Origin of the sequence: Pseudomonas sp. NGC7 (assembly GCF_047159675.1) — a bacterium.
Taxonomy (GTDB): Bacteria; Pseudomonadota; Gammaproteobacteria; order Pseudomonadales; family Pseudomonadaceae; genus Aquipseudomonas; species Aquipseudomonas kermanshahensis.
Map to the genome: position 1 here is coordinate 2,489,025 of NZ_BAAFZY010000001.1, position 22,657 is coordinate 2,511,681.

The 22,657-nt window shown below is 63.4% G+C and carries 17 protein-coding genes and 1 tRNA gene; 12 read left to right on the top strand and 6 right to left on the bottom strand.

What is annotated here, in order from left to right:
- The first annotated feature begins 12 nt into the window (after positions 1 to 12).
- From prpC to prpD, 4 genes are all read left to right on the top strand, one after another.
- Positions 13 to 1,140 carry a 2-methylcitrate synthase gene (gene prpC, locus ACMCNM_RS11410; RefSeq protein ID WP_186678954.1) on the top strand — a complete coding sequence of 376 codons (1,128 nt, stop codon included), beginning with the start codon at positions 13 to 15 and terminating at the stop codon, positions 1,138 to 1,140.
- Between the two features lie 161 nt (positions 1,141 to 1,301).
- A complete protein-coding gene (acnD, locus tag ACMCNM_RS11415) occupies positions 1,302 to 3,890 on the top strand; it encodes a Fe/S-dependent 2-methylisocitrate dehydratase AcnD (RefSeq protein WP_085273352.1) in 2,589 nt (862 codons plus the stop codon).
- 149 nt (positions 3,891 to 4,039) lie between these two features.
- On the top strand, positions 4,040 to 5,230 hold the full coding sequence (prpF, locus tag ACMCNM_RS11420; RefSeq protein WP_412764363.1) for a 2-methylaconitate cis-trans isomerase PrpF: 1,191 nt from the start codon (positions 4,040 to 4,042) through the stop codon (positions 5,228 to 5,230).
- A gap of 140 nt (positions 5,231 to 5,370) precedes the next feature.
- Positions 5,371 to 6,855, top strand: coding sequence for a 2-methylcitrate dehydratase (prpD, locus tag ACMCNM_RS11425; protein WP_186678940.1), 1,485 nt, complete (start codon positions 5,371 to 5,373; stop codon positions 6,853 to 6,855).
- A 208-nt stretch (positions 6,856 to 7,063) separates the two neighbouring features.
- Here the strand turns inward: prpD and acnB are convergent, their stop codons facing one another.
- The gene (acnB, locus tag ACMCNM_RS11430) at positions 7,064 to 9,673 is read right to left on the bottom strand and encodes a bifunctional aconitate hydratase 2/2-methylisocitrate dehydratase (RefSeq protein ID WP_186679057.1); all 2,610 of its coding nucleotides are present in this window, start codon (positions 9,671 to 9,673) and stop codon (positions 7,064 to 7,066) included.
- Between the two features lie 404 nt (positions 9,674 to 10,077).
- Between acnB and ACMCNM_RS11435 the strand changes: the two genes are divergently transcribed.
- Positions 10,078 to 10,557, top strand: coding sequence for a DUF1289 domain-containing protein (locus ACMCNM_RS11435; RefSeq protein ID WP_172960418.1), 480 nt, complete (start codon positions 10,078 to 10,080; stop codon positions 10,555 to 10,557).
- Between the two features lie 103 nt (positions 10,558 to 10,660).
- Here the strand turns inward: ACMCNM_RS11435 and queD are convergent, their stop codons facing one another.
- Positions 10,661 to 11,017 carry a 6-carboxytetrahydropterin synthase QueD gene (gene queD / locus ACMCNM_RS11440; protein ID WP_033699061.1) on the bottom strand — a complete coding sequence of 119 codons (357 nt, stop codon included), beginning with the start codon at positions 11,015 to 11,017 and terminating at the stop codon, positions 10,661 to 10,663.
- 134 nt (positions 11,018 to 11,151) lie between these two features.
- Here queD and ACMCNM_RS11445 point away from each other — a divergent pair, with 134 nt between their 5' ends.
- The 5 genes from ACMCNM_RS11445 (at position 11,152) to ACMCNM_RS11465 (ending at position 15,201) form a co-directional block, all read left to right on the top strand.
- Positions 11,152 to 11,460 (top strand): PepSY domain-containing protein, encoded by a 309-nt coding sequence (locus ACMCNM_RS11445; RefSeq protein ID WP_099429918.1) that lies wholly within the window; start codon positions 11,152 to 11,154, stop codon positions 11,458 to 11,460.
- Positions 11,460 to 11,774: a PepSY domain-containing protein gene (locus tag ACMCNM_RS11450; protein WP_186678922.1), complete on the top strand. Its 315-nt coding sequence runs from the start codon at positions 11,460 to 11,462 to the stop codon at positions 11,772 to 11,774. The genes ACMCNM_RS11445 and ACMCNM_RS11450 overlap by 1 nt, the downstream gene beginning before the upstream one ends.
- Positions 11,775 to 12,443, top strand: coding sequence for a response regulator transcription factor (locus ACMCNM_RS11455; protein WP_027593911.1), 669 nt, complete (start codon positions 11,775 to 11,777; stop codon positions 12,441 to 12,443). It abuts the gene before it with no gap.
- Positions 12,440 to 13,759 carry an ATP-binding protein gene (locus tag ACMCNM_RS11460; RefSeq protein ID WP_186703370.1) on the top strand — a complete coding sequence of 440 codons (1,320 nt, stop codon included), beginning with the start codon at positions 12,440 to 12,442 and terminating at the stop codon, positions 13,757 to 13,759. The genes ACMCNM_RS11455 and ACMCNM_RS11460 overlap by 4 nt, the downstream gene beginning before the upstream one ends.
- A 284-nt stretch (positions 13,760 to 14,043) precedes the next feature.
- Positions 14,044 to 15,201, top strand: a complete 1,158-nt coding sequence (locus ACMCNM_RS11465; protein ID WP_412764364.1) for an HPP family protein — start codon at positions 14,044 to 14,046, stop codon at positions 15,199 to 15,201.
- Here the strand turns inward: ACMCNM_RS11465 and ACMCNM_RS11470 are convergent.
- A complete protein-coding gene (locus tag ACMCNM_RS11470) occupies positions 15,175 to 16,041 on the bottom strand; it encodes a LysR family transcriptional regulator (protein WP_085273236.1) in 867 nt (288 codons plus the stop codon). The two genes, ACMCNM_RS11465 and ACMCNM_RS11470, sit on opposite strands and share 27 nt — an antisense overlap.
- Positions 16,042 to 16,222: 181 nt before the next feature.
- Here ACMCNM_RS11470 and ACMCNM_RS11475 point away from each other — a divergent pair, with 181 nt between their 5' ends.
- Positions 16,223 to 18,112: a propionyl-CoA synthetase gene (locus ACMCNM_RS11475; RefSeq protein WP_412764365.1), complete on the top strand. Its 1,890-nt coding sequence runs from the start codon at positions 16,223 to 16,225 to the stop codon at positions 18,110 to 18,112.
- A gap of 109 nt (positions 18,113 to 18,221) precedes the next feature.
- Here ACMCNM_RS11475 and zapE read toward each other — a convergent pair whose 3' ends face one another.
- A complete protein-coding gene (zapE, locus tag ACMCNM_RS11480) occupies positions 18,222 to 19,307 on the bottom strand; it encodes a cell division protein ZapE (protein WP_412764366.1) in 1,086 nt (361 codons plus the stop codon).
- Positions 19,308 to 19,424: 117 nt separating this feature from the next.
- The gene (locus ACMCNM_RS11485; protein WP_027593905.1) at positions 19,425 to 19,667 is read right to left on the bottom strand and encodes a hypothetical protein; all 243 of its coding nucleotides are present in this window, start codon (positions 19,665 to 19,667) and stop codon (positions 19,425 to 19,427) included.
- Positions 19,668 to 19,936: 269 nt separating this feature from the next.
- Between ACMCNM_RS11485 and ACMCNM_RS11490 the strand changes: the two genes are divergently transcribed.
- Positions 19,937 to 20,011: transfer RNA gene (locus ACMCNM_RS11490), tRNA-Gln, on the top strand.
- A 245-nt stretch (positions 20,012 to 20,256) separates the two neighbouring features.
- Here the strand turns inward: ACMCNM_RS11490 and ACMCNM_RS11495 are convergent.
- The gene (locus tag ACMCNM_RS11495) at positions 20,257 to 22,644 is read right to left on the bottom strand and encodes a hybrid sensor histidine kinase/response regulator (RefSeq protein WP_099453496.1); all 2,388 of its coding nucleotides are present in this window, start codon (positions 22,642 to 22,644) and stop codon (positions 20,257 to 20,259) included.
- Positions 22,645 to 22,657 lie beyond the last annotated feature (13 nt).

The window sequence follows — 22,657 nt, forward strand, 5'->3', positions numbered from 1 at the left end:
AGGAGAAACACCATGGCCGAAGCAAAAGTACTCAGTGGCGCAGGCCTGCGTGGCCAGGTGGCCGGCCAGACCGCACTGTCGACCGTTGGCCAGGCCGGTGCCGGCCTGACCTACCGTGGCTACGACGTCCGTGACCTGGCGGCCGGTGCTGAATTCGAAGAAGTGGCCTACCTGTTGCTGTACGGCGAGCTGCCGACCCAGGCCGAGCTGGCTGACTACAAGCACAAGCTGAAGGGCCTGCGTGACCTGCCGCAAGCCCTCAAGGAAGTGCTCGAACGCATCCCGCGCGACGCCCACCCGATGGACGTGATGCGCACCGGCTGCTCAGTGTTGGGCACCCTAGAGCCCGAACTCACCTTCGAAGCCCAGCACGATAAGACCGACCGCCTACTGGCGCTGTTCCCGGCCGTAATGTGCTACTGGTACCGCTTCACCCACCATGGCGTGCGCATCGACTGCACCAGCGATGAAGACACCCTCGGCGGGCATTTCCTGCACCTGCTGCACGGCAAGAAGCCGAGCGAGTTGCATGTCAAGGTGATGAACGTGTCGCTGATCCTCTACGCGGAGCACGAATTCAACGCCTCGACCTTCACCGCACGCGTCTGCGCTTCGACCCTGTCCGACCTGTACTCCTGCGTCACCGCCGCCATCGGCTCGCTGCGTGGCCCGCTGCACGGCGGTGCCAACGAAGCGGCGATGGAGCTGATCGAACGCTTCCAGAGCCCGCAGGACGCCACGGCCGAGCTGCTCAAGATGCTGGAGCGCAAGGACAAGATCATGGGCTTTGGCCATGCCATCTACAAAGAGTCCGACCCACGCAACGAGGTGATCAAGGGCTGGTCGAAGCAACTGGCTGACGAGGTCGGTGACAAGGTCCTGTACCCAGTGTCCGAAGCCATCGACAAGACCATGTGGGAGCAGAAACGCCTGTTCCCTAACGCCGACTTCTACCATGCGTCGGCGTACCACTTCATGGGCATTCCGACCAAGCTGTTCACCCCGATCTTCGTCTGCTCGCGCCTGACCGGCTGGGCGGCGCACGTGTTCGAACAGCGTGCCAACAACCGCATCATCCGCCCGAGCGCCGAGTATGTCGGCGTCGAACAGCGCCAGTTCGTGCCGATCGAGCAGCGCTGAATAGATCTAGAGAGGCAACCCGTTCCCTTGTGGGAGCGGGCTTGCCCGCGAAGGCGTCAGACCGGGCAACCGATGTGCACCTGCTGACGCCTTCGCGGGCAAGCCCGCTCCCACAGGGACGGAGCAACCTTCCGAATCCTGTGACCGAGCCTGATTCCATGATGAACACCGCATTCCGCAAGCACCTGCCAGGCACCGACCTGGACTACTTCGATGCCCGCGCGGCAGTCGAGGCTATCAAGCCCGGCGCCTACGACGGGTTGCCCTACACCTCGCGCGTGCTCGCCGAAAACCTGGTGCGCCGCTGCGACCCCGCCACCCTCGACGCCTCGCTCAGCCAACTGATCGAGCGCAAGCGCGACCTCGACTTCCCGTGGTTCCCGGCGCGCGTGGTGTGCCACGACATCCTCGGCCAAACCGCTCTGGTCGACCTGGCCGGCCTGCGTGACGCCATTGCCGACAAGGGCGGCGACCCGGCCCAGGTCAACCCGGTGGTGCCGGTGCAGTTGATCGTCGACCACTCCCTGGCGGTCGAATGCGGTGGTTTCGACCCACAGGCGTTCGAGAAAAACCGTGCCATCGAAGACCGCCGTAACGAAGACCGTTTCCACTTCATCAACTGGACCAAGAAGGCGTTCAAGAACGTCGACGTGATCCAGCCGGGCAACGGCATCATGCACCAGATCAACCTGGAGAAGATGTCGCCGGTGATCCACAGTGACCGCGGCGTGGCCTACCCGGACACCTGCGTTGGCACCGACAGCCACACCCCGCATGTCGACGCCCTGGGCGTGATCGCCATTGGTGTCGGCGGCCTGGAAGCCGAGAACGTGATGCTTGGCCGTGCCTCGTGGATGCGCCTGCCGGAAATCGTCGGCGTCGAGCTGACCGGCAAGCTGGCGCCGAACATCACCGCCACCGACCTGGTGCTGGCCCTGACCGAGTTCCTGCGTAAACAGAAAGTCGTCGGCGCCTACCTGGAGTTCCATGGCGAGGGTGCCCGTGCCCTGACCCTGGGCGACCGCGCGACCATCTCCAACATGGCACCTGAATACGGCGCCACTGCGGCGATGTTCGCCATCGACCAGCAGACCATCGACTACCTCAAGCTGACCGGCCGCGAAGAGCAGCAGGTCAAGCTGGTGGAAACCTACGCCAAGGCCACCGGCCTGTGGGCCGACAGCCTGGCCGGCGCCGTCTACGAGCGTACCCTGAGCTTCGACCTGTCGAGCGTGGTGCGCAACATGGCCGGCCCGTCCAACCCGCATGCCCGCGTGGCCACCAGCGACCTGGCGGCCAAGGGCATCGCCGGGGCTTGGGAAGACGTCCCGGGGCAAATGCCGGACGGCGCGGTCATCATCGCCGCCATCACCAGTTGCACCAACACCAGCAACCCGCGCAACGTGATCGCTGCGGGCCTTTTAGCGCGCAATGCCAACAAGCTGGGCCTGGCGCGCAAGCCCTGGGTCAAATCCTCGCTGGCGCCAGGCTCCAAGGCTGTGCAGCTGTACCTGGAAGAAGCGGGGCTTGAGAAAGAGCTGGAGCACCTGGGCTTTGGCATCGTCGCTTTCGCCTGCACCACCTGCAACGGCATGTCCGGTGCGTTGGACCCGGTGATCCAGCAAGAGATCGTCGAGCGTGACCTGTATGCCACTGCGGTGTTGTCGGGTAACCGCAACTTTGACGGGCGCATCCACCCTTACGCCAAGCAGGCGTTCCTGGCCTCGCCGCCGCTGGTGGTGGCCTACGCCATCGCCGGGACCATCCGGTTCGACATCGAGAAGGACGTGCTGGGCGTGGTTGACGGCAAGGAAATCCGCCTCAAGGATATCTGGCCGAGCGATGAAGAAATCGACGCCGTGGTGCGTGCCTCGGTCAAGCCGGAGCAGTTCCGCAAGGTCTACATTCCGATGTTCGCCATTGAGGAAGACCGTGGGCCGAAGGTGGCGCCGCTGTACGCGTGGCGCCCGATGAGCACCTATATCCGCCGTCCGCCGTACTGGGAAGGTGCCCTGGCCGGTGAGCGCACCCTGCGTGGCATGCGCCCGCTGGCGGTGCTGCCGGACAACATCACCACCGATCACCTGTCACCGTCCAACGCCATCATGATGGACAGCGCGGCGGGTGAGTACTTGGCGAAAATGGGCCTGCCGGAGGAGGACTTCAACTCCTACGCCACCCACCGTGGCGACCACCTGACCGCCCAGCGCGCCACGTTCGCCAACCCCAAGCTGTTCAACGAAATGGTGCGTAAGGACGACGGCAGCGTGAAGCAGGGCTCGTTGGCGCGCATCGAGCCGGAAGGCAAGGTGACCCGCATGTGGGAAGCGATCGAGACCTACATGGAGCGCAAGCAGCCGCTGATCATCGTCGCCGGTGCCGACTATGGCCAGGGCTCGTCCCGTGACTGGGCGGCCAAGGGGGTGCGCCTGGCGGGTGTCGAGGCGATCGTGGCCGAAGGCTTTGAGCGCATTCACCGCACCAACCTGGTGGGCATGGGCGTGCTGCCGCTGGAGTTCAAGCCGGGTACGGACCGCAACACCCTGGGTCTGGATGGCAGTGAGACCTATGATGTGCTCGGTGAGCGCAAGCCGCGTGCAACGCTGACGCTGGTGGTTACCCGTCGCAATGGCGAGCGGGTCGAGGTGCCGGTGACCTGCCGGCTGGACACCGCCGAGGAAGTGTCGATCTACGAGGCCGGCGGGGTGCTGCAGCGCTTTGCCCAAGACTTCCTCGAAGCTTCTGCTTGAGTGTTTGGGGCTGCTTTGCAGCCCATCGCCGGCAAGCCGGCTCCTACAGGGATAGCGCTTTGCGCCGTAGCTGTAGGAGCTGGCTTGCCGGCGATGGGCCGCGCAGCGGACCTAAGGGTTATTGCATTTTCAGACAGGACAGCACAGCAATGGCACACGCACCACAAATCAAGATCCCCGCCACCTACATCCGTGGCGGTACCAGCAAAGGCGTATTCTTCCGCCTGGACGACCTCCCCGAGCAGGCGCAGATCCCAGGCCCAGCCCGCGATGCGCTGCTGTTACGGGTCATCGGCAGCCCCGACCCCTACGGCAAGCAGATCGATGGCATGGGCGGCGCCACCTCGAGCACCAGTAAAACGGTGATCCTCTCGCGCAGCATCAAGCCCGAACACGACGTCGACTATCTGTTTGGCCAGGTCAGCATCGACAAGGCCTTCGTCGACTGGAGCGGTAACTGCGGCAATCTGTCTGCCGCAGTCGGTTCCTTCGCCATCAGCAGCGGCCTGGTCGACCCGGTGCGGGTGCCGCGTGACGGCATCGCGACCGTGCGCATCTGGCAGGCCAATATCGGCAAGACCATCATCGCCCACGTGCCGATCACCGAAGGTGAAGTGCAGGAAACCGGGGATTTCGAACTCGATGGCGTGACCTTCCCGGCGGCCGAGGTTCAGCTGGAGTTCCTGGACCCAGCTGCCGACGAAGAGGGCGCAGGTGGGTCGATGTTCCCAACCGGCAACCTGATAGATGACCTGGAAGTGCCAGGGGTGGGCACGTTCAAGGCAACCCTGATCAATGCGGGTATCCCGACCATCTTCGTCAATGCCAGCGATATCGGCTACACCGGCACTGAGCTGCAGGACGCGATCAACGGTGACCCGCAAGCGCTGCTGCGCTTCGAGACAATCCGTGCCTATGGCGCCGTGCGCATGGGGCTGATCGAGCATGTCGACCAGGCGGCCGGGCGTCAGCACACGCCGAAAGTGGCCTTCGTCGCGCCACCGAGCACCTACACTGCGTCCAGTGGCAAGGTGGTTGCGGCGGCTGACATCGACCTGCTGGTGCGTGCGTTGTCCATGGGCAAGCTGCACCACGCGATGATGGGCACTGCTGCGGTCGCCATCGGTACCGCTGCCGCCATCCCAGGCACGCTGGTCAACCTCGCCGCCGGCGGGCGCGAGCGCAGTGCCGTACGGTTCGGTCACCCTTCCGGCACCCTGCGGGTTGGCGCCGAAGCGCGTCAGGTGAGGGGCGAATGGACGGTGACCAAGGCAATCATGAGCCGCAGTGCTCGCGTGCTGATGGAAGGCTGGGTGAGGGTGCCTGGCGATAGCTTCTGACGCACCACTGGCGCTCGGCGTTCGATGACTGGGGCCGCTTCGCGGCTCATCGCCGGCAAGCCGGCTCCCACTCCGAACCTGTGGGAGCCGGCTTGCCGGCGATGGGCTGCCAGGCAGCCCCACAATCACAGGAGCTGCAAATGAGCGCCAACGTGGACCTTAACCAGCGCCCGGACTACGACCGGGTGCTGCAAACCCTCGCCGATTACGTCCTCACCTACCGGGTCGAATCCCTGGAGGCACTGGACACTGCGCGCAACTGCCTGATGGACACCCTGGGCTGCGGCCTGCTGGCCCTGCGCTTCCCCGAGTGCACCAAACACCTCGGCCCGCTGGTGGAAGGCACGGTGGTGCCGAATGGCGCCCGTGTGCCCGGCACCGCCTACCGCCTCGATCCGGTCAAAGCCGCCTGGGACATTGGCTGCATCGTGCGCTGGCTGGACTACAACGACACCTGGCTGGCCGCCGAGTGGGCGCACCCTTCGGACAACCTCGGCGGCATTTTGGCCGTGGCCGATCACCTGTCGCAAAAACACGTAGCAAAGGGTGAAAGCCCACTGCTGATGCGCGAAGTGCTCGAAGCCATGGTCATGGCGCACGAGATCCAGGGCGTGTTGGCGCTGGAGAATTCGTTCAATCGTGTGGGCCTAGACCACGTGATCCTGGTCAAAGTGGCCTCCACGGCCGTCTGCGCCAAGCTGATGGGGGCCAACCGCGAGCAACTGCTGTCGGCGTTGTCGCATGCCTTTGTCGATGGCCAGGCGCTGCGTACCTACCGCCATGCACCCAACGCAGGCTCGCGCAAGTCCTGGGCTGCCGGCGATGCGTCCAGCCGGGGCGTGCGCCTGGCCGATATCGCGCTGCGTGGCGAGATGGGTGTGCCTGGCGTGCTCACGGCGCCGCAATGGGGTTTCTATGACGTCTCATTCAGTCATACCAACAAGGACCTGGCGCTCAAGCCCTCTGCTCAGCAGGAGTTGCGCCTTCCGCAGCCCTTGGCCAGCTATGTGATGGAGAACGTGCTGTTCAAAGTCAGTTTTCCGGCCGAGTTCCACGCCCAGACGGCCTGTGAAGCCGCCGTGCTGCTGCACCCGCAGGTGCGCAATCGCCTGCATGAGGTGGACCGTATTGTCATTACCACGCAGGAGTCGGCCATTCGCATCATCTCCAAGGTCGGCTCACTGGCCAATGCCGCTGACCGTGATCACTGCCTGCAGTACATGGTGGCGGTGCCGCTGATTTTTGGGCATCTGGTGGCCGAGCATTACGAGGATGTCTTCCACGCCGCCCACCCGAGTATCGACCGCCTGCGCGACAAGATGGAGGTGGTCGAGGACCCGCGCTTCACCCGTGAATACCTGGAGGCTGACAAGCGCTCGATCGCCAACGGCTTGCAGGTGTTTTTCAAGGATGGCAGCAGCACCGAGCAGGTCGTGGTGGAGTACCCGGTCGGGCACAGGCGTCGGCGCGGGGAGGGCATACCGTTGCTGGAGTCGAAGTTCAGGGAGAACCTGGCGACGCGGTTTGCGCGGCAGCGGTGTGAGGCGATTTTCGAGCTGTGCGAGGATCAGCAAAAGCTGGAGGCGACGGCGGTGCACAGGTTTGTGGATTTGTTCGTGATGTGAGGTTGCCAGTGCGCTCCTCTTCGCGGGGCAAGCCCGCTCCTACAGGGGCCGAGCAAACCTTGACTGCCCCCAGAAAATTGGATGGGTGTCCAACTTCTTGGGGACAGTCCAAACCCGTGGGAGCGGGCTTGCCCCGGGGAGAGGCCTGAAAGGGCAATAAAAAACCCCAGCATTTCTGCTGGGGTTTTTTCTTACAGCTTACTGCTGATTACGCCTGAACAACCGGGATTTTGGCGTTGGCCGCAGCCTCGCGGAACTCGGCGATCTGGTCGAAGCTCAGGTAGCGGTAGACGTCGGCAGCCATGCTGTCGATGTCTTTCGCGTACTGCATGTACTCTTCGACGGTCGGCAGTTTGCCGATGATCGAAGCGACAGCAGCCAGCTCGGCCGATGCCAGGTACACGTTGGTCGCGTCGCCCAGACGGTTCGGGAAGTTACGGGTCGAGGTGGAAACCACGGTCGAACCGGTCTGCACACGTGCCTGGTTACCCATGCACAGCGAGCAGCCTGGCATTTCCATGCGCGCACCGGCCTTGCCGTAGATGCCGTAGTAGCCTTCTTCGGTCAGCTGGTGAGCGTCCATCTTGGTTGGCGGGGCCAGCCACAGACGGGTCGGAATACCACCCTTGACCTTCTCCAGCAGCTTGCCGGCTGCGCGGAAGTGGCCGATGTTGGTCATGCACGAACCGATGAACACTTCGTCGATCTTCTCGCCCTGTACCGAAGACAGCAGGCGGGCATCGTCCGGGTCGTTCGGCGCGCAGAGCACAGGCTCTTTGACGTCGGCCAGGTCGATTTCGATGATTTCGGCGTATTCGGCATCGGCGTCGGCCGACAGCAGCTCAGGCTTGGCCAGCCAGGCTTCCATGGCCTGGGCGCGACGCTCCAGGGTGCGGGCATCGCCGTAGCCTTCGCCGATCATCCAGCGCAGCAGGGTGATGTTGGAAGTCAGGTACTCGGCGATGGCCTTTTCTGGCAGCTTGATGGTGCAACCGGCAGCCGAACGTTCAGCCGAGGCGTCGGACAGTTCGAACGCTTGCTCGACGGTCAGTTCGTCCAGGCCTTCGATTTCCAGGATGCGGCCGGAGAAGGCGTTTTTCTTGCCCTTCTTCTCGACGGTCAGCAGGCCCTTCTGGATGGCGTAGTAAGGGATGGCATGCACCAGGTCACGCAGGGTGATGCCAGGTTGCAGCTTGCCCTTGAAACGCACCAGGATCGACTCTGGCATGTCCAGCGGCATGACGCCGGTGGCGGCGGCGAAGGCCACCAGGCCGGAACCGGCCGGGAACGAGATGCCGATCGGGAAGCGGGTGTGCGAGTCACCACCGGTACCGACGGTGTCAGGCATCAGCATGCGGTTCAGCCAGCTGTGGATGATGCCGTCGCCAGGGCGCAGCGACACGCCGCCACGGGTGCGGATGAAGTCTGGCAGGGTGTGGTGGGTGGTGACGTCGATCGGCTTCGGATAGGCCGCAGTGTGGCAGAACGACTGCATGACCAGGTCAGCGGAGAAGCCCAGGCACGCCAGGTCTTTCAGCTCGTCGCGGGTCATCGGGCCAGTGGTGTCCTGGGAACCGACGGTGGTCATCTTCGGCTCGCAGTAGGCACCTGGGCGCACGCCCTGGCCTTCTGGCAGGCCGCACGCACGGCCGACCATCTTCTGCGCCAGGGTGAAGCCCTTGGTCGAAGCGGCAGGCTGCTCCGGTTTCTTGAACAGGTCGACAGGGCCCAGGCCCAGCTCGGCGCGGGCTTTATCGGTCAGGCCACGGCCTACGATCAGCGGGATACGGCCACCCGCGCGGACTTCGTCCAGCAGCACTTCGGTTTTCAGCTCGAAGTTGGTGACCAGTTCGTCGCTGCCGTGACGGCGCACTTCACCTTTGAACGGGTAGACGTCGATGACGTCGCCCATGGCCAGGTTGGTGCAGTCGAACTCGATTGGCAGGGCGCCGGCGTCTTCCATGGTGTTGTAGAAGATCGGGGCGATCTTGGTGCCGAAGCAGAAGCCACCGGCGCGCTTGTTCGGCACGTACGGAATGTCGTCACCGAAGAACCACAGCACCGAGTTGGTGGCGGATTTACGCGACGAACCGGTACCGACCACGTCACCCACGTAGGCAACTGGGAAGCCTTTGGCCTTGACCGCTTCGATCTGGGCCAGAGGGCCGACCGACCCTGGCTGCTGTGGCTCAATGCCGTCACGGGCCATTTTCAGCATGGCCAGGGCGTGCAGCGGGATGTCAGGGCGCGACCAGGCGTCCGGGGCAGGGGACAGGTCGTCGGTGTTGGTTTCGCCAGGCACCTTGAACACGGTCAGGGTGTACTTGTCGGCGATGGCCGGACGCGAGGTGAACCACTCGCCGGCAGCCCAGGACTCAAGCACGGCCTTGGCGTGGACGTTGCCCGCCTTGGCTTTTTCGGCCACGTCGTGGAAGGCATCGAACATCAGCAGGGTGTGCTTGAGCTTTTCGGCCGCGACGGCGCCCAGTTCGGCGTCATCCAGCAGCGCGACCAGCGTTTCGATGTTGTAGCCGCCCTGCATGGTGCCCAACAGCTCGGTCGCGAGCTTGCGGTCGACCAGCGGGGATTTTGCTTCGCCCTTGGCCACGGCGGACAGGAAAGCAGCCTTGACGTAGGCAGCTTCGTCTACCCCTGGCGGTACACGGTTGGTGAGCAGGTCTACGAGGAAGGCTTCTTCGCCGGCCGGCGGGTTTTTCAGCAGCTCGACCAGGCCTGCAGTTTGTTCGGCGTTCAGCGGCTGGGGCACGATACCCAGGGCGGCACGCTCTTCGATGTGTTTGCGGTAGGCTTCAAGCACAGTTATTACCCTCATCAGTGGTCCCTAAAGGGAGTCCGGGACGCTCATCCAGCATTCCCTGCACCCATGCGCAATGACGGCTTCTTGGGCCGCCCAGCCAGGGTCGCAGAGAATCCTTACAGAAGCTGCTTTCAAAGTTTTACGCCTGCAGAACGGGGAGCTGATGAGGGCTGGCACGGGCATGCGAGGGTGCATGGCCCGGGCCAACGCCGTTCTACCGGATTAACTGTGCTCGTGACGCTTTGAAAACAGCTTCCAACGGACATTGTTGCCTTGAAAAGGCCGGATGATTCTACGGCAAAAAAAGCCTGAAGGTAAGGCGGCGAAGATGACTTTAACGAGTGACCCTGGTTAGACAAAGGGCTAACATGGGCCCGTGTTCCACCGCCAAGCCGTTGTTTTTCATGTCCAACAAGTCCATCAAGACCCCTTGCGTCGGCCTGTGCTCCACGGTGTACGGAGACACCGTATGCCGTGGCTGCAAGCGTTTTCACCATGAAGTGATCAACTGGAACGGCTACGACGATGCGCAGAAGCGCGCCGTGTGGCTGCGTCTGGAGCAATTGCTGGTGCAGGTGATGATGGCCAAGCTGGAAGTCTTCGACAAAAGCCTGCTGCGCCTGCAATTGGAGCAGCGCTCCATCCGCTTTGTGGAGCAACAGTCGGAATACTGCTGGGCCTACCAGTTGATCGCCCGTGGGGCACGGATGATCCGAGACCTGGAGGCTTACGGCATGGTATTGCTGCCGGAGTTTCGAGGCTGGGAACTGCCGCAGTTGCGCGACGCCATCGACCGCGAGTTCTTTCTGCTGTCCGAGGCGCATTACCAGCGCTATATCGCACCGAGCTTCTTGCGCGATGCCCTGGAGAATGGGCAGGGCTGAAATTTCACTGGCCTCTTCGCGGGGCAAGCCCGCTCCCACAGGATGCTGCGTATTAACTGTGGGAGCGGGCTTGCCCCGCGAAGAGGCCGGAAAACTTCTCGGCTCAGTCGCCGGTATATTCACACCCGCTGGTGCAGGTCTCGTGAATGCGCACCTTCGACAGTTCTGGCAGCAATGGTTTGACCTGCTCCCAGATCCACTTGGCGATCACTTCGCTGGTGGGGTTTTCAAGGCCTGGAATGTCATTCAGGTAGTTGTGGTCCAGCTGTTCGTAGATCGGCTTGAAGATCGCCTTGATCTCGGAAAAATCACGAATCCACCCGGTGTGCGGGTCAAGCGGGCCGGTCAGGTGCAGGCCGACCTTGAACGAGTGACCATGCAGGCGACCACACTTGTGCCCGGCAGGGACGTGCGGCAGGCGGTGGGCCGATTCGAATGTGAACTCTTTGAAAATTTCCACGCTGTCAGAACTCTGTATGAATCAAGAATGCGCGCAGTTTATCATGGCGCCAGCTGTTTTCAGGTTGAATTAAGGACCGCTGGGTAATCTTAACCCCGTAGACAACTTGAACATCTCTCAGGAGAGAAGACACGATGAAAACCTTGACTGCCCTGTTCACCGCCGCCGCCCTTACCCTGGGCGCCAATGCCGCTTTCGCCAAGGACGTTCAGCCTGACGAAGTGGTCAAACTGGTCAACGCCAAGACCATCAAGTCGCTGGATGAGCTGAAAGCCACCGCCATGGCCAAGCACCCAGGCGCCACGGTCAAAGACTCGGAACTTGAAGACGAATACGGCCGCTACATCTACAAGGTCGAGCTGCGCGACGCACAGAACGTCGAGTGGGACGTCGACCTGGATGCCAAGACCGGTGAAGTACTCAAGGACGCGCGAGATAACTGATGATCCCCTTACCGCGGCCGGCGCGATACCTCGCGCTTTCGCTGCTGGCTGTCTGCTCCCTGGCGGCTGCCCGTGACCTGGATCAGGACGAGGCCCTGGCGCTGCGCCAGAAGGGCGTCATCCTGCCGCTCGAGCAGCTGCTGGAAACCGCCCTGGGGCGTCACCCCGGGGCGCGTTTGCTGGAGGCCGAGCTGGAAGAAGACGACGATCGCTACGAATACGAAGTCGAGTTGCTGACTGCCGAAGGTGTGGTCCGCGAAATCAAGCTAGACGCCAGTACCGGTGCCCTGCTCAAAGACGAGGAAGACGACTGAATGCGCCTGTTGCTTGTCGAGGACAATGTCCCGCTGGCCGATGAACTGATCGCCGGCCTGCAGCGCCAGGGCTACGCCGTGGACTGGCTGGCCGATGGCCGCGATGCGGTGTACCAGGGCCAGAGCGAACCCTACGACCTGATTATCCTGGACCTCGGCTTGCCAGGCTTGCCGGGGCTCGACGTGCTCGCCCAGTGGCGTGCCGCTGGCCTGGCCACGCCAGTGCTGGTGCTGACCGCCCGCGGCTCCTGGGCCGAGCGCATCGAAGGCCTCAAGGCCGGTGCCGACGACTACCTGAGCAAACCCTTCCACCCCGAAGAGTTGCAGTTGCGCATCCAGGCGTTACTGCGCCGTGCCCGTGGCCTGGCCAACCAGCCCACCTTGGAAGCCGCCGGCCTGCACCTGGATGAAAGCCGGCAGTGCGTGAGCCGTGACGGTGTCGATATCCAGCTGACCGCTGCCGAGTTTCGGCTGCTGCGTTATTTCATGCTGCATCCGCAGCAGATCCTGTCCAAGAGCCATCTGGCCGAGCACCTTTACGATGGCGAGACGGAGCGCGATTCCAACGTCCTTGAAGTGCACGTCAACCACCTGCGCCGCAAGTTGGGCCGCAGTGTGATCGAGACGCGCCGCGGGCAAGGCTATATCTACGCCGGGAGCGTTGCGTGAAGTCGATTCAGGCGCGGTTGAGCCTGGGTTTGGTGGCCGTGCTGGTGGTGGTGGGTGTGGTGCTGGCGCAACTCACCCTGTGGCTGTTCGAGGCGGGCCTGCAGCGCTACCTGGAAAACGGCTTGCGCAAGGAAAGCGAGAACCTGCTGGTGGCCCTGGTGCGGGGGCCTTCAGGTTTGCAGCTGGACGAGCGGCGCATTTCTGCGGCCTATCAGCGGCCGTTTTCCGGGTATTACTTTCGCATCGATTTTGACAACGGTACCTGGCGCTCGCGTTCGCTGTGGGACCTGGACATGCCCAAGCCCGCCGCTCCTGGGCTTTCCGATAGCCACGAGCTGGGCCCAGAGGGGCAGCAATTGCTGGCGCTGCGTGCTGACTATCGCCGCCTAGGCCAGGACATCTCGATCAGTGTGGCGCAGGATTACTCACCGGTGCGTGAAGGCTTCCGGCGCATGCAGCAGATCGGCCTGGGCATGGGGCTGGTGGCGTTGATACTGGTGCTGGTGCTCCAGCGCGTCACGGTTAAGCGCTCATTGCGCCCGCTGGAGCGTGCCCGCCAGCAGATCGCCCAGTTGCAACAAGGGCAGCGCTCGCAACTGGATGCCGAAGTGCCTGTCGAGCTGGCGCCGCTGGTGGGGCAGATCAACCACTTGCTGAGCCACACCGAAGACAGCCTGCGGCGCTCGCGCAATGCCTTGGGCAACCTTGGCCATGCGCTGAAGACGCCGTTGGCGGTCTTGCTGAGCCTGGCGTCCAGCGCGCGTTTGGAGGGCCTGCCGGACGTGCGCGAGCAAATGCGCGCGCAGCTTGAGCACATTCAGCAGCGCCTGGCACGCGAACTCAACCGCGCTCGCCTGGCGGGTGACGCCTTGCCCGGTGCCCAGTTCGATTGCGATGCCGAATTGCCGGGGTTGTTGAGCACCTTGGGCATGATCCACGGTGAAGGCCTGTTGCTTGAGCGGGACGTACCGCCTGGGCTGCTGTTGCCGTGGGACCGCGAGGACGTTCTGGAGTTATTAGGCAACCTGCTGGACAACGCTTGCAAATGGGCAGACTGCGAAGTACGCCTGGGCATTGCACCGAGCGACGGCGGTTACCGGCTGTGGGTCGACGATGATGGCCCAGGTATTCCAGAAAGCCAGCGCCTGCAGGTGCTGGAGCGGGGCTCGCGGCTGGATGAGCAGGTCGATGGGCATGGCCTTGGGCTGGGCATCGTGCGCGATATCGTCGAGGCTTGGGGCGGGCAACTGGCGTTGCTTCAGAGCCCGTTGGGCGGGTTGCGGGTGAGCATCGACTTGCCGCGCAGGGCTAGATAATGCCGGGGCCGCTTCGCGCCCCTTTCGCGACGCAAGGCCGCGCTCACAGCATTGCCGCAGCGGGCCTGTGAGCAGATCACCACTGCAAAAAAATTGCAGTACAGGCGCATTTTTTTGAATTGGCCCTCGCCAATCCCACCCGGCACAATCCCCGCACGAAACTTCCCAGTTTCCATCTCTCCACGGACGGAGCCCCTTGCGCTATTGCTCTGGCAATACAGGGCCCAGGCCAGCTTGGCTGGGCTTTCTTTTTAACCAGAAAAACTACGATTTCGATTATTCACATGCCTGCTTCGCGTTCCGAAAGTCGTCTGCAGCGGCTGTTGCCCGCACCCCTGAATATCCCCCCCAAAGAATGGCTGCGCGCTGCTATCGGCGCCTTGCTTGGCTTGTTCTTGGCCGGCTGGCTGACCAGCATGGCCTATGGCCCTGGCATCGCTTTGCACCTTCTGGGCCCTTTGGCCGCTTCGGCAGTGTTGGTATTTGCCGTGCATTCCGGCCCTTTGGCCCAGCCCTGGCCCGTGCTGGGCAGTTACGCCCTGGCGGGCGCCGTCGGCCTGGCCATGCGCCAGGGTTTCGGGCCTGAGCTTTGGGTGGCTGCTACTGCCCTGGCGCTCTCGGTACTGGTGATGTGCCTGTTGCGCTGCCTGCACCCACCGGGCGGCGGTGTGGCGGTCAGTGCGGTGCTGGCCGACCCGGGCCTGACCGCGTTAGGGGATCACCTGCTGGAGCCGGTGCTGCTCAATGCGCTGATTCTGGTGGCAGTGGCGGTGGTCTACAACCGCCTGACTGGCGTGCGTTACCCCAAAGGCACGGCCCCACGCAAAGAGCTGCATCACACCCACGACCCGCTGCCCAGCGAGCGTGTCGGGGTCAGCGGCGCCGACCTGGACCAGGCCCTTGAAGAGCTGGGCGAGTTCGTCGATGTCACCCGGGACGAACTGGAGCGCATCATCCTCGCCACCGAACAGCATGCCTTGCAGCGCAGCCTGGGCGGTATCACAGCAGCCTCCGTGATGTCGCGCGATGTGCAGTTCGCGTCACCGGACACCACCCTGGAGCAGGCGTGGAAGCTGCTGGCCAGCCACCACCTGAAAACCCTGCCGGTGCTCCAGCATGGCAAGCTGGTCGGCATCGTCAGCTTAAGTGACCTGGTAGGGCCGGCCATGCAGCGTGGGCGGTTCCGCTGGCGCGGCCTGTTCGGGCGCAAGGCAGTGCGCATGGAGCAGGTGATGAGCCGGCGGGTGGTCAGTGTCAGCAGCCAGCACCCGCTGGAGCGCCTGCTGCCTTTGCTGTGTGAACAAGGGCTGCACTGTCTGCCGGTGCTCGACAACGGCCAACTGGTCGGGGTGGTCACCCAGACCGACCTTATCGCCGGCCTCAAGCGCCAATTACTGAGCGCCGCCGGCAGTGCCTCAGATAACCGGGTCCCAGCGCTGTGACCAATCGCTGGCGCCGGCAGCCACCAGCTGGCGGAGTATCGCGAAGGCCTGTTGCAGCGCTTCGCTGTCGCGCTTGCGCGGGTACACCAGAAACGTCGGGTAGGTGAACTCTGGCGCCTGCGGCACGCGCTCGAACACGCCGCTGTCCAGGTAAGCCTGCACCACGCGGGTACGGAAGTAGCCACTGCCGCCCTGGTCGAGGATGAACTGCAGGGCCAGCGGCCCGAGGTTGAAACTCAGTGCCGGGCGCGCGCAGTCGGGCAGGGCGGCGTCGTGCTGGCGGCGGAACGCCTCGCCCCAGTCGATATAGATGTACGGGTCAGGCTGATCGACCCGGCGCACGCGGATCAGCTTCTCTTCCATCAACTGCTCAACTTGCAGGCCTGGCCCGTAGGTCGGCTGATAGACCAGCGCGGCGTCCAGCAGGCCCATTTCGACCTTGCGCAGCAGCGATTCGCCGTCGCTCACTTCGCTGCGGATGGCATGGCTGGGCAGTTCGCGGTGCAGCGCACTGACCCAGTCGAGCATCATCGGGTTGCCCAGGCTCACTTCGCCGCCCACATGCAGTACCTGCTGGCAACCTTCGGGCAGCGGCAGGTCGCGGCGCGCCGCTTCCCAGGTCTGCACCAGCTGGTTGGCATAGCTGACGAAGGCCTCACCATCGCTGGTCAGGCTGGCGCCGTTGCGGCTGCGCACGAACAACTGGCAGCCCAATTGCTGCTCAAGGCGCTGGACCCGCGCCGTGATCGCCGTTTGTGACACGAACAGGCGTTCGGCGGCGGCGACCAGGCTGCCGCAGCGCACGATTTCCAGAAAGGTACGGGCCTGATCGATGTCCATGGGCTGCTCGGTGGCTAAAAGGGGCGGCCTATTCTAGAGGCTTTGCACCGTTATGGGGCGTATTCGTGTTATCTGCAAATTTGCAGGTCGGTTGTGACTTTAGTCCCATGGCGCGCCCGGCGTGGCGGTCCATACTCAAGTTTCGCCCTTCTATAACAACAAGTACCGGGTTCCCTTCGACATGAGCTATCAGCACAGCTACGCCCACTCCATCGCCGACCCTGCCGCGTTCTGGGCCGAGCAAGCCGCGCACCTGGCCTGGCACCGCAAGCCTTCCCTGACCTTGCAGGAAAACCCTGACGGCACCCACCGCTGGTTTGCTGACGGCCGCCTGAACAGCTGCCACCTGGCACTCGACCATCAGATCGAACAAGGCCGTGGCGAGCAGTTGGCGCTGATCTACGACTCGCCGGTGACCGGTACTCAACAGACGTATACCTACCGACAGCTACGCGACGAGGTGGCACGCCTGGCCGGTTTGCTGCGCGAATTGGGGGTTGGCAAGGGCGATGGGGTGATCATCTACATGCCCATGGTGCCGCAGGCGGCCATGGCCATGCTGGCGTGCGCGCGGATAGGCGCGGTGCATTCGGTGGTGTTCGGCGGTTTTGCCGCCAACGAGCTGGCCTTGCGCATCGATGATGCCCGGCCCACGTTGCTGCTGACGGCGTCCTGTGGCCTGGAGTTCGACCGGGTAATCGAATACAAGCCGCTGGTCGATCGTGCCCTGCAATTGGCCCGTCACCAGCCGCGCAACGTGCTGGTCCTGCAACGCCCCCAGGCCACCGCCCAGTTGCAGCCAGGCCGCGACCTGGACTGGCAGCAGGCATTGGCAACGGCCGAGCCGGTGGCCCCTGTCGAGCTGGACGCCGGTGACCCGCTGTACATCATGTACACCTCCGGCACCACCGGAAAGCCCAAGGGCATCGTGCGTGAAAACGGCGGCAACGCGGTTGCGCTGTGCTATGCCATGCGCCACATCTACGGCATGCAGGCGGGCGATGTGTGGTGGGGTATTTCTGACGTGGGTTGGGTGGTGGGCCATTCGCTGATCGTCTACGGGCCGTTGATGAGTGGCTGCACCACGGTGTTCTACGAAGGCAAGCCGATCCGCACCCCGGACGCCTCCGCCTACTGGCGCGTGGTCGAGCAATACAAGGTCAACGCGTTATTTTGCGCGCCGACCGCCATGCGGGCCATCCGCAAGGAAGACCCAGACGGTGAGCTGATCAAAGGACACGACCTGAGCTCGCTGCGCCAGTTGTTCCTGGCGGGGGAAAAACTCGATTCAAGCACCCACGAATGGCTGGAGCGGGTCACTGGCAAACCTGTGCACGACCATTGGTGGCAAACCGAGACCGGCTGGCCGGTCACCGCGCCCTGCGTTGGGCTGGAGGGCAGCGCGGCGCGTGCAGGGTCGAGCAATCGCGCAGTGCCGGGTTACCACGTGCGTGTATTGGACGATGACGGCCATGTGCTGGGGCCGAACCACCAGGGGTCGATCGTAATCGCGCTGCCGTTGCCGCCTGGGTGCAGCCAGACGCTGTGGGGCGATCACGAGCGCTACCTGCAAGCGTACCTGCGCACCTACCCGGGCTACTACCACACGGGCGATGGCGGCTACTTGGACGATGACGGCTTCGTCTACATCATGGGGCGCACGGACGACGTGATCAACGTCTCTGGGCATCGCCTGTCCACCGGTGAAATGGAGGACCTGGTGGCGCGTCACCCGGCCGTGGCCGAGTGCGCGGTGATCGGCGTGCATGACGATATCAAGGGTCAGGTGCCGCTGGCGCTGGTGGTGCTGAAAGATGGCGAGGGCATTGCCGAATCGCAGTTGCTGGTGGACCTGGTCGGCAGTGTGCGCGAAGAAATCGGTGCGCTGGCGTGTTTCAACCGGGTGCGGTTGGTCAAGCGGCTGCCCAAGACCCGGTCGGGGAAAATTTTGCGCGCGGTGCTGCGCAAGATCGCCGATGGGCAGGACTATGTGCCGCCGTCGACCTTGGATGATCCGGCGGTGTTAGGGGAGATCGAGGCGGTGTTGGCGGACCTGCCACGGGCGGGTTGATTCGGTGGTATTGATGGCCCATTCGCGGGGCAAGCCCGCTCCCACAGGAAGCCCCCGGCTTTCAGGTTCGGTGACATGCCGGTGGGGCTTGCCCCGCGAATGCGCCAGTTCAGCCAATAAAGTACTCAGGTCCCACCTGATGCAACTGCCCCAAGCGGCTGCGGGTGCGCATCAGGTCGGCAATCGCTCCGCCCAGGCTTTCGTTCAGCGGCCGCCGCCCGATCACTGTCACCTGCTTGTCCTGGTCATACAGCACATCCACCAGGTTGACGAACCGCTGCTGTGCTGCCAGCGAACATTCAGACAGGTCGTCCAGCCCATCGATCACCCACGCATCGTACTGCGCCGCCAGTGCCAGGTAATCGATCACCGCGGTAGGCTGTTCGCACAGGTCGTCGAAGGCGAACATCACCTGCCGGTCGTTACTGGCCAGCACGCGCAGGCTGCGTTTATTGATGTCCAATGTGGCCGGCTGCGCGTCCGGTACGTTCACCGTCTGGCGTTGCTCGGCAGTGCCGGGCCACACATAGTGCCCCTGGGTAAAACGCTGATGCTCGCGGTTGGCCGGCAGGCTGCGAAAGTCGGTGTCGCCACCGACTTCCAGCACCTGCATGCGCCCGTTGATCAGGCGGATCACCGGCAGGAAGCGTTCGTGGTATAGCGGATTGGGCAGCAGGCCTTCAGGTGCATAGTTCGACGTTACCAACAGGAAAACCCCACGCTCGAACAGCGCGGTGAACAGCCGAGTGAGCAGCATGGCATCGCCGATGTCATGCACATGGAACTCGTCGAAGCACAACACCCGGCACTGGCCAATCAGCTCGTCCAAGGTAGCGCCCAGTGCATCGTCCAGCGCGCGGTGGCGGTGCATGCCCTGGTGCAGGCGGGCAAAAAAATCATGGAAGTGCAGGCGTCGTTTGGCCTCTACCGGCACAGCCTGGAAAAACCCGTCGAGCAGCCAGCTTTTGCCGCGGCCGACCGAGCCATGCAGGTACAGGCTGCACGGTTGCCCGTGTTCCAGCTGCGCCAGTTGCTCGGCCATGCTGTGGATGACCCGGCGTTGGCCGTCACTGAGCTGGTAGCCACGGCTGCACGCCTTGTCTTCGAACCAGGCCAGCAATTCGCTTTCAGGGGCAGTGTTGGCGCGCAGGCGCTGGCCGAGCTGACGCAGCGGGGTAGGGATCCAGGCAGGCAAATCGATAGCTCCTTGGTCGATGGCAGTGCAGGGCGCAGCTTGCGCGACGGTCGCCATTTTGACCAATAGAGAAAGCAGTGGGCAATGATCGCCTGACGAGATAGGTCGAGCGCCCGCTTAGGCTTTGCGCTCCAGCTGGCGCTCGATCATGTACTTCACCGTCAAGCGACGCTCCTTGAGGTGGCGCAGGTCCTCGTCGACGAAGTTGCCGGCCGAGATCGATTCGGCGGCCAGCACCTGGTTGTCGATGTCCATGTACTCGTCCAGCAGGCGGTCGAGGGCTTTGTCTTGCTGGCGACGTTGCTGGACGATTTCCCGCGGGTAGTGCAGGTCTTGGTAAAGGTCGTGTGAGACAGGCATGGATACCTCCTTGGTCAATGAATGCGCCTATCTGATTGGAAAGGTGAAATGCGAATGTGTTGAAGCCATGCAGGCGGAAAGCGACGGATGGTTGCCGGGATGGGGTATTGGCAGAGGGAAGGAACTAACTTGCTGTTTTAAAGCATTTTTTTTACATCAGGGGGTTCACAGGCCGAAAGAATGTTGTTAAAGTGCCGCGCATTCCAAGACAACAACCCAGTTGTCACTCAGTTGGAATTGTCAGAGCAGCGTTTGCTGCATCTCGATACAGGGGCGTCGCCAAGCGGTAAGGCAGCAGGTTTTGATCCTGCCATGCGTTGGTTCGAATCCAGCCGCCCCTGCCATTTTCTGATTCAACTTATTATGTCTTCCCGGTGCTTAGCCAGATAAGCGCTGGGTTTTGTCGTTTCTGTTCTTAAGTCCCGCCATGCCCGCCAAACTGTAGGAGCAGCCTTGTGCTGCGAAGAGGCCGGCAGCCGCAGCGGACATTCCCTGACGGTCACTGGCCTCTTCGCAGCACAAGGCTGCTCCTACAGTTGGCGTGCGTACAGCAGGTACAGCTGGCGAGCATACAACAGGTGCTGTAAAGCTACGCCGAGACCCGCAGCAATTCACTCAGCACCCGCGCCAATTCTTCGGCCTGCACTGGCTTTTGAATCACCAGGCTACCGGGCAGCTCCAACCCTTCCAGCTCCGCATACCCCGTCAGAAACACCACCGGTAAACGCGGGTGTCGCTCGCGCGCTGCCAGGGCCAACTGCGCGCCATTGAATTCGGGCATGGCGAAATCGGTCAGCAGCAGGTCGATGCCGTCGTCGAGCAATGCCAGTGCCTGTTCGCCGCTGTGTGCCTGGCGCACCTGATAGCCGTACTGGCGCAGCACATCGCCGAGCATGTCGCGTACCAGGTGGTCGTCATCCACCAGCAAGACAGTGTGGTTTTGGCCACTGTCACCGATCGGCTGGGAAACCTCTGGCACCACAGGCTCGCTCTGCGCTTCACCCTTGACCGCCGGCAGGTACACCGCTACTTGGGTGCCGCGCCCGGGCACGGTGTCAATGCGCACGCCGCCACCCGACTGCTTGGCGAAGCCAAACACCTGGGCCAGGCCAAGCCCCGAACCCTTGCCGATGTCCTTGGTGGTGAAAAACGGCTCGAACACTTTGGCCAGCACATCTTCGCTCATGCCGCAGCCGGTATCGCGGATGCTCAGCATCACGTACTCGCCAGGGTCCGGGTCTTCCGGGCGCTGGGGGCGGGCCTCGATGTGTGTGTTGCGGGTGTAGAGGGTCAGTTGGCCGCCGTCGGGCATGGCGTCGCGGGCATTGATCGCCAGGTTGAGGATGATCATCTCGGTCTGGGTCGGGTCGGTCAGTGCTTGCCACAGGTGCGGGTCCAGGTCCAGGCGCACCGACACGTTACCGCCCAGGGTTCGGCGCAGCAGTTCTTCAAGGCCGGCCAGTGTCCGGTTCAGGTTCAGCGGCACGGGCTCCAGGCGCTGGCGCCGGGAGAAGGCCAGCAACTGCGAGGTCAGCTTGGCACCGCGTTCGCCTGCTTCACGGATGTGTGTGAGGCGGGTACGTGCTTTGTCCAGGTCGGCCTTGTTGAGGTCCCGTTCAAGGAAGCTGGCACCGGTGAGGATCACCGTCAGCAGGTTGTTGAAGTCGTGCGCCACACCCGCGGTCAACTGGCCGACCGCTTCCAGACGCTGCATCTGTTGCAGCGCAGCCTCGATACGCTCGCGTTCGGTGATTTGTTCACGCAGGCGGGTGTTGGCCTCGGCCAGCCCCAGGGCGGACTCGCGCTCGCTGGTGATGTCGCGGGCCACCACGTACAGCAGGGTGTCTTCGGGTACCACCACCCAAGACAGCCAGCGTTGCTGGCCGCCGGCATGCAGGATGCGGCCGACAAAGCGCGCGCTGGTGCGGCCGTGGGCGAGGGCGGCCAGCTCCGTGAGGAAAAGCTCCTGATCGGACTCGGGCAGCAGGTGCAACAGTGACGTTTGGCTCAGGCGTTCGCGCGAAAGGCCCAGGCTGGCTTCCCAGGCTGGGTTGAGGGCGACCGGAGTGAGGTCTTTGTTCAGCACCGCCAACAAGTCTTGCGACAGCTCCCAGGCGCGGTCGCGTTCACGGGTACGGCGCTCGACCCGTTCGCCAAGCATCTCGTTCAGTTGCTTGAGGGCGAGGGTGGCCTGGCGTTGGGTGTGAATGTCCTGCAGCACGCCAGAAAAGCGCACGCACTGGTCATCGACGAACTGGCTCTGGCCGCTGCTGAGCAGCCAGCGGGGTTCCAGGCCGTGGGGTTGCGCGATGCGGAACTCGACCCGGTAGTGGCCGCCGCTCTCGGGGCGCATGGCATGCTCCACGGCGTCGCGGACCATGGCCAGGTCTTCGGGGTAGATACCCGCGAAGAACACGTCCAGGGTCATTTCGGTACTGGTGGGCAGCCCGAACAAGGTCTTGCAGCGGTCGTCCCACAGCAGCAGGCCTTCCTGTGGGCGCAGGTCCCAGGTGCCCATGCCGGCGGCGTCGATGGCGATGCGGGCGCGCGCCTCGACATCCGCCAGCGCTTCTTCGGCGCGGCGCCGACGCTGGCGTTCCTGCACTTCGGTCAATGCCCGGCGCACGGCCTTTGGCAGCAGCGGCAGGTTTTTTTTCAGTACATAGTCGGTGGCACCCAGGCGGATCATCTCCACCGCGTGCTCTTCGCCGTAGATGCCGGAGAGGAAGATGAACGGGGTGTCTGGCGCCAGGCGCTGGGCGATGGCCAGCACGTCGGTACCGGACGAGCCGGGCAGCACACAGTCGCAAAGGATCAGGTCGTAGTGGCTCTCACGCAGGGCGTGTTCGACGCCGACATGATCGAACACCAACTGCGACTGAACGTGCAGCCCGCTGCGCTCCAGGCGCAGCAGGGTCAGCTCGGCGTCCATCGAGCTGTCTTCGACCATCAAGAGTTTCAGCGGCGTTGGCAGCATGTTCGCGTTGGCC

What these genes read in the sequence shown, in the direction of transcription:
- prpC (WP_186678954.1), top strand. Translation starts at nt 13, where the DNA reads ATGGCCGAAGCAAAAGTACTCAGTGGCGCAGGCCTGCGTGGCCAGGTG.
- acnD (WP_085273352.1), top strand. Translation starts at nt 1,302, where the DNA reads ATGAACACCGCATTCCGCAAGCACCTGCCAGGCACCGACCTGGACTAC.
- prpF (WP_412764363.1), top strand. Translation starts at nt 4,040, where the DNA reads ATGGCACACGCACCACAAATCAAGATCCCCGCCACCTACATCCGTGGC.
- prpD (WP_186678940.1), top strand. Translation starts at nt 5,371, where the DNA reads ATGAGCGCCAACGTGGACCTTAACCAGCGCCCGGACTACGACCGGGTG.
- ACMCNM_RS11435 (WP_172960418.1), top strand. Translation starts at nt 10,078, where the DNA reads ATGTCCAACAAGTCCATCAAGACCCCTTGCGTCGGCCTGTGCTCCACG.
- ACMCNM_RS11445 (WP_099429918.1), top strand. Translation starts at nt 11,152, where the DNA reads ATGAAAACCTTGACTGCCCTGTTCACCGCCGCCGCCCTTACCCTGGGC.
- ACMCNM_RS11450 (WP_186678922.1), top strand. Translation starts at nt 11,460, where the DNA reads ATGATCCCCTTACCGCGGCCGGCGCGATACCTCGCGCTTTCGCTGCTG.
- ACMCNM_RS11455 (WP_027593911.1), top strand. Translation starts at nt 11,775, where the DNA reads ATGCGCCTGTTGCTTGTCGAGGACAATGTCCCGCTGGCCGATGAACTG.
- ACMCNM_RS11465 (WP_412764364.1), top strand. Translation starts at nt 14,044, where the DNA reads ATGCCTGCTTCGCGTTCCGAAAGTCGTCTGCAGCGGCTGTTGCCCGCA.
- ACMCNM_RS11470 (WP_085273236.1), bottom strand. Translation starts at nt 16,041, where the DNA reads ATGGACATCGATCAGGCCCGTACCTTTCTGGAAATCGTGCGCTGCGGC.
- ACMCNM_RS11475 (WP_412764365.1), top strand. Translation starts at nt 16,223, where the DNA reads ATGAGCTATCAGCACAGCTACGCCCACTCCATCGCCGACCCTGCCGCG.
- ACMCNM_RS11485 (WP_027593905.1), bottom strand. Translation starts at nt 19,667, where the DNA reads ATGCCTGTCTCACACGACCTTTACCAAGACCTGCACTACCCGCGGGAA.
- ACMCNM_RS11495 (WP_099453496.1), bottom strand. Translation starts at nt 22,644, where the DNA reads ATGCTGCCAACGCCGCTGAAACTCTTGATGGTCGAAGACAGCTCGATG.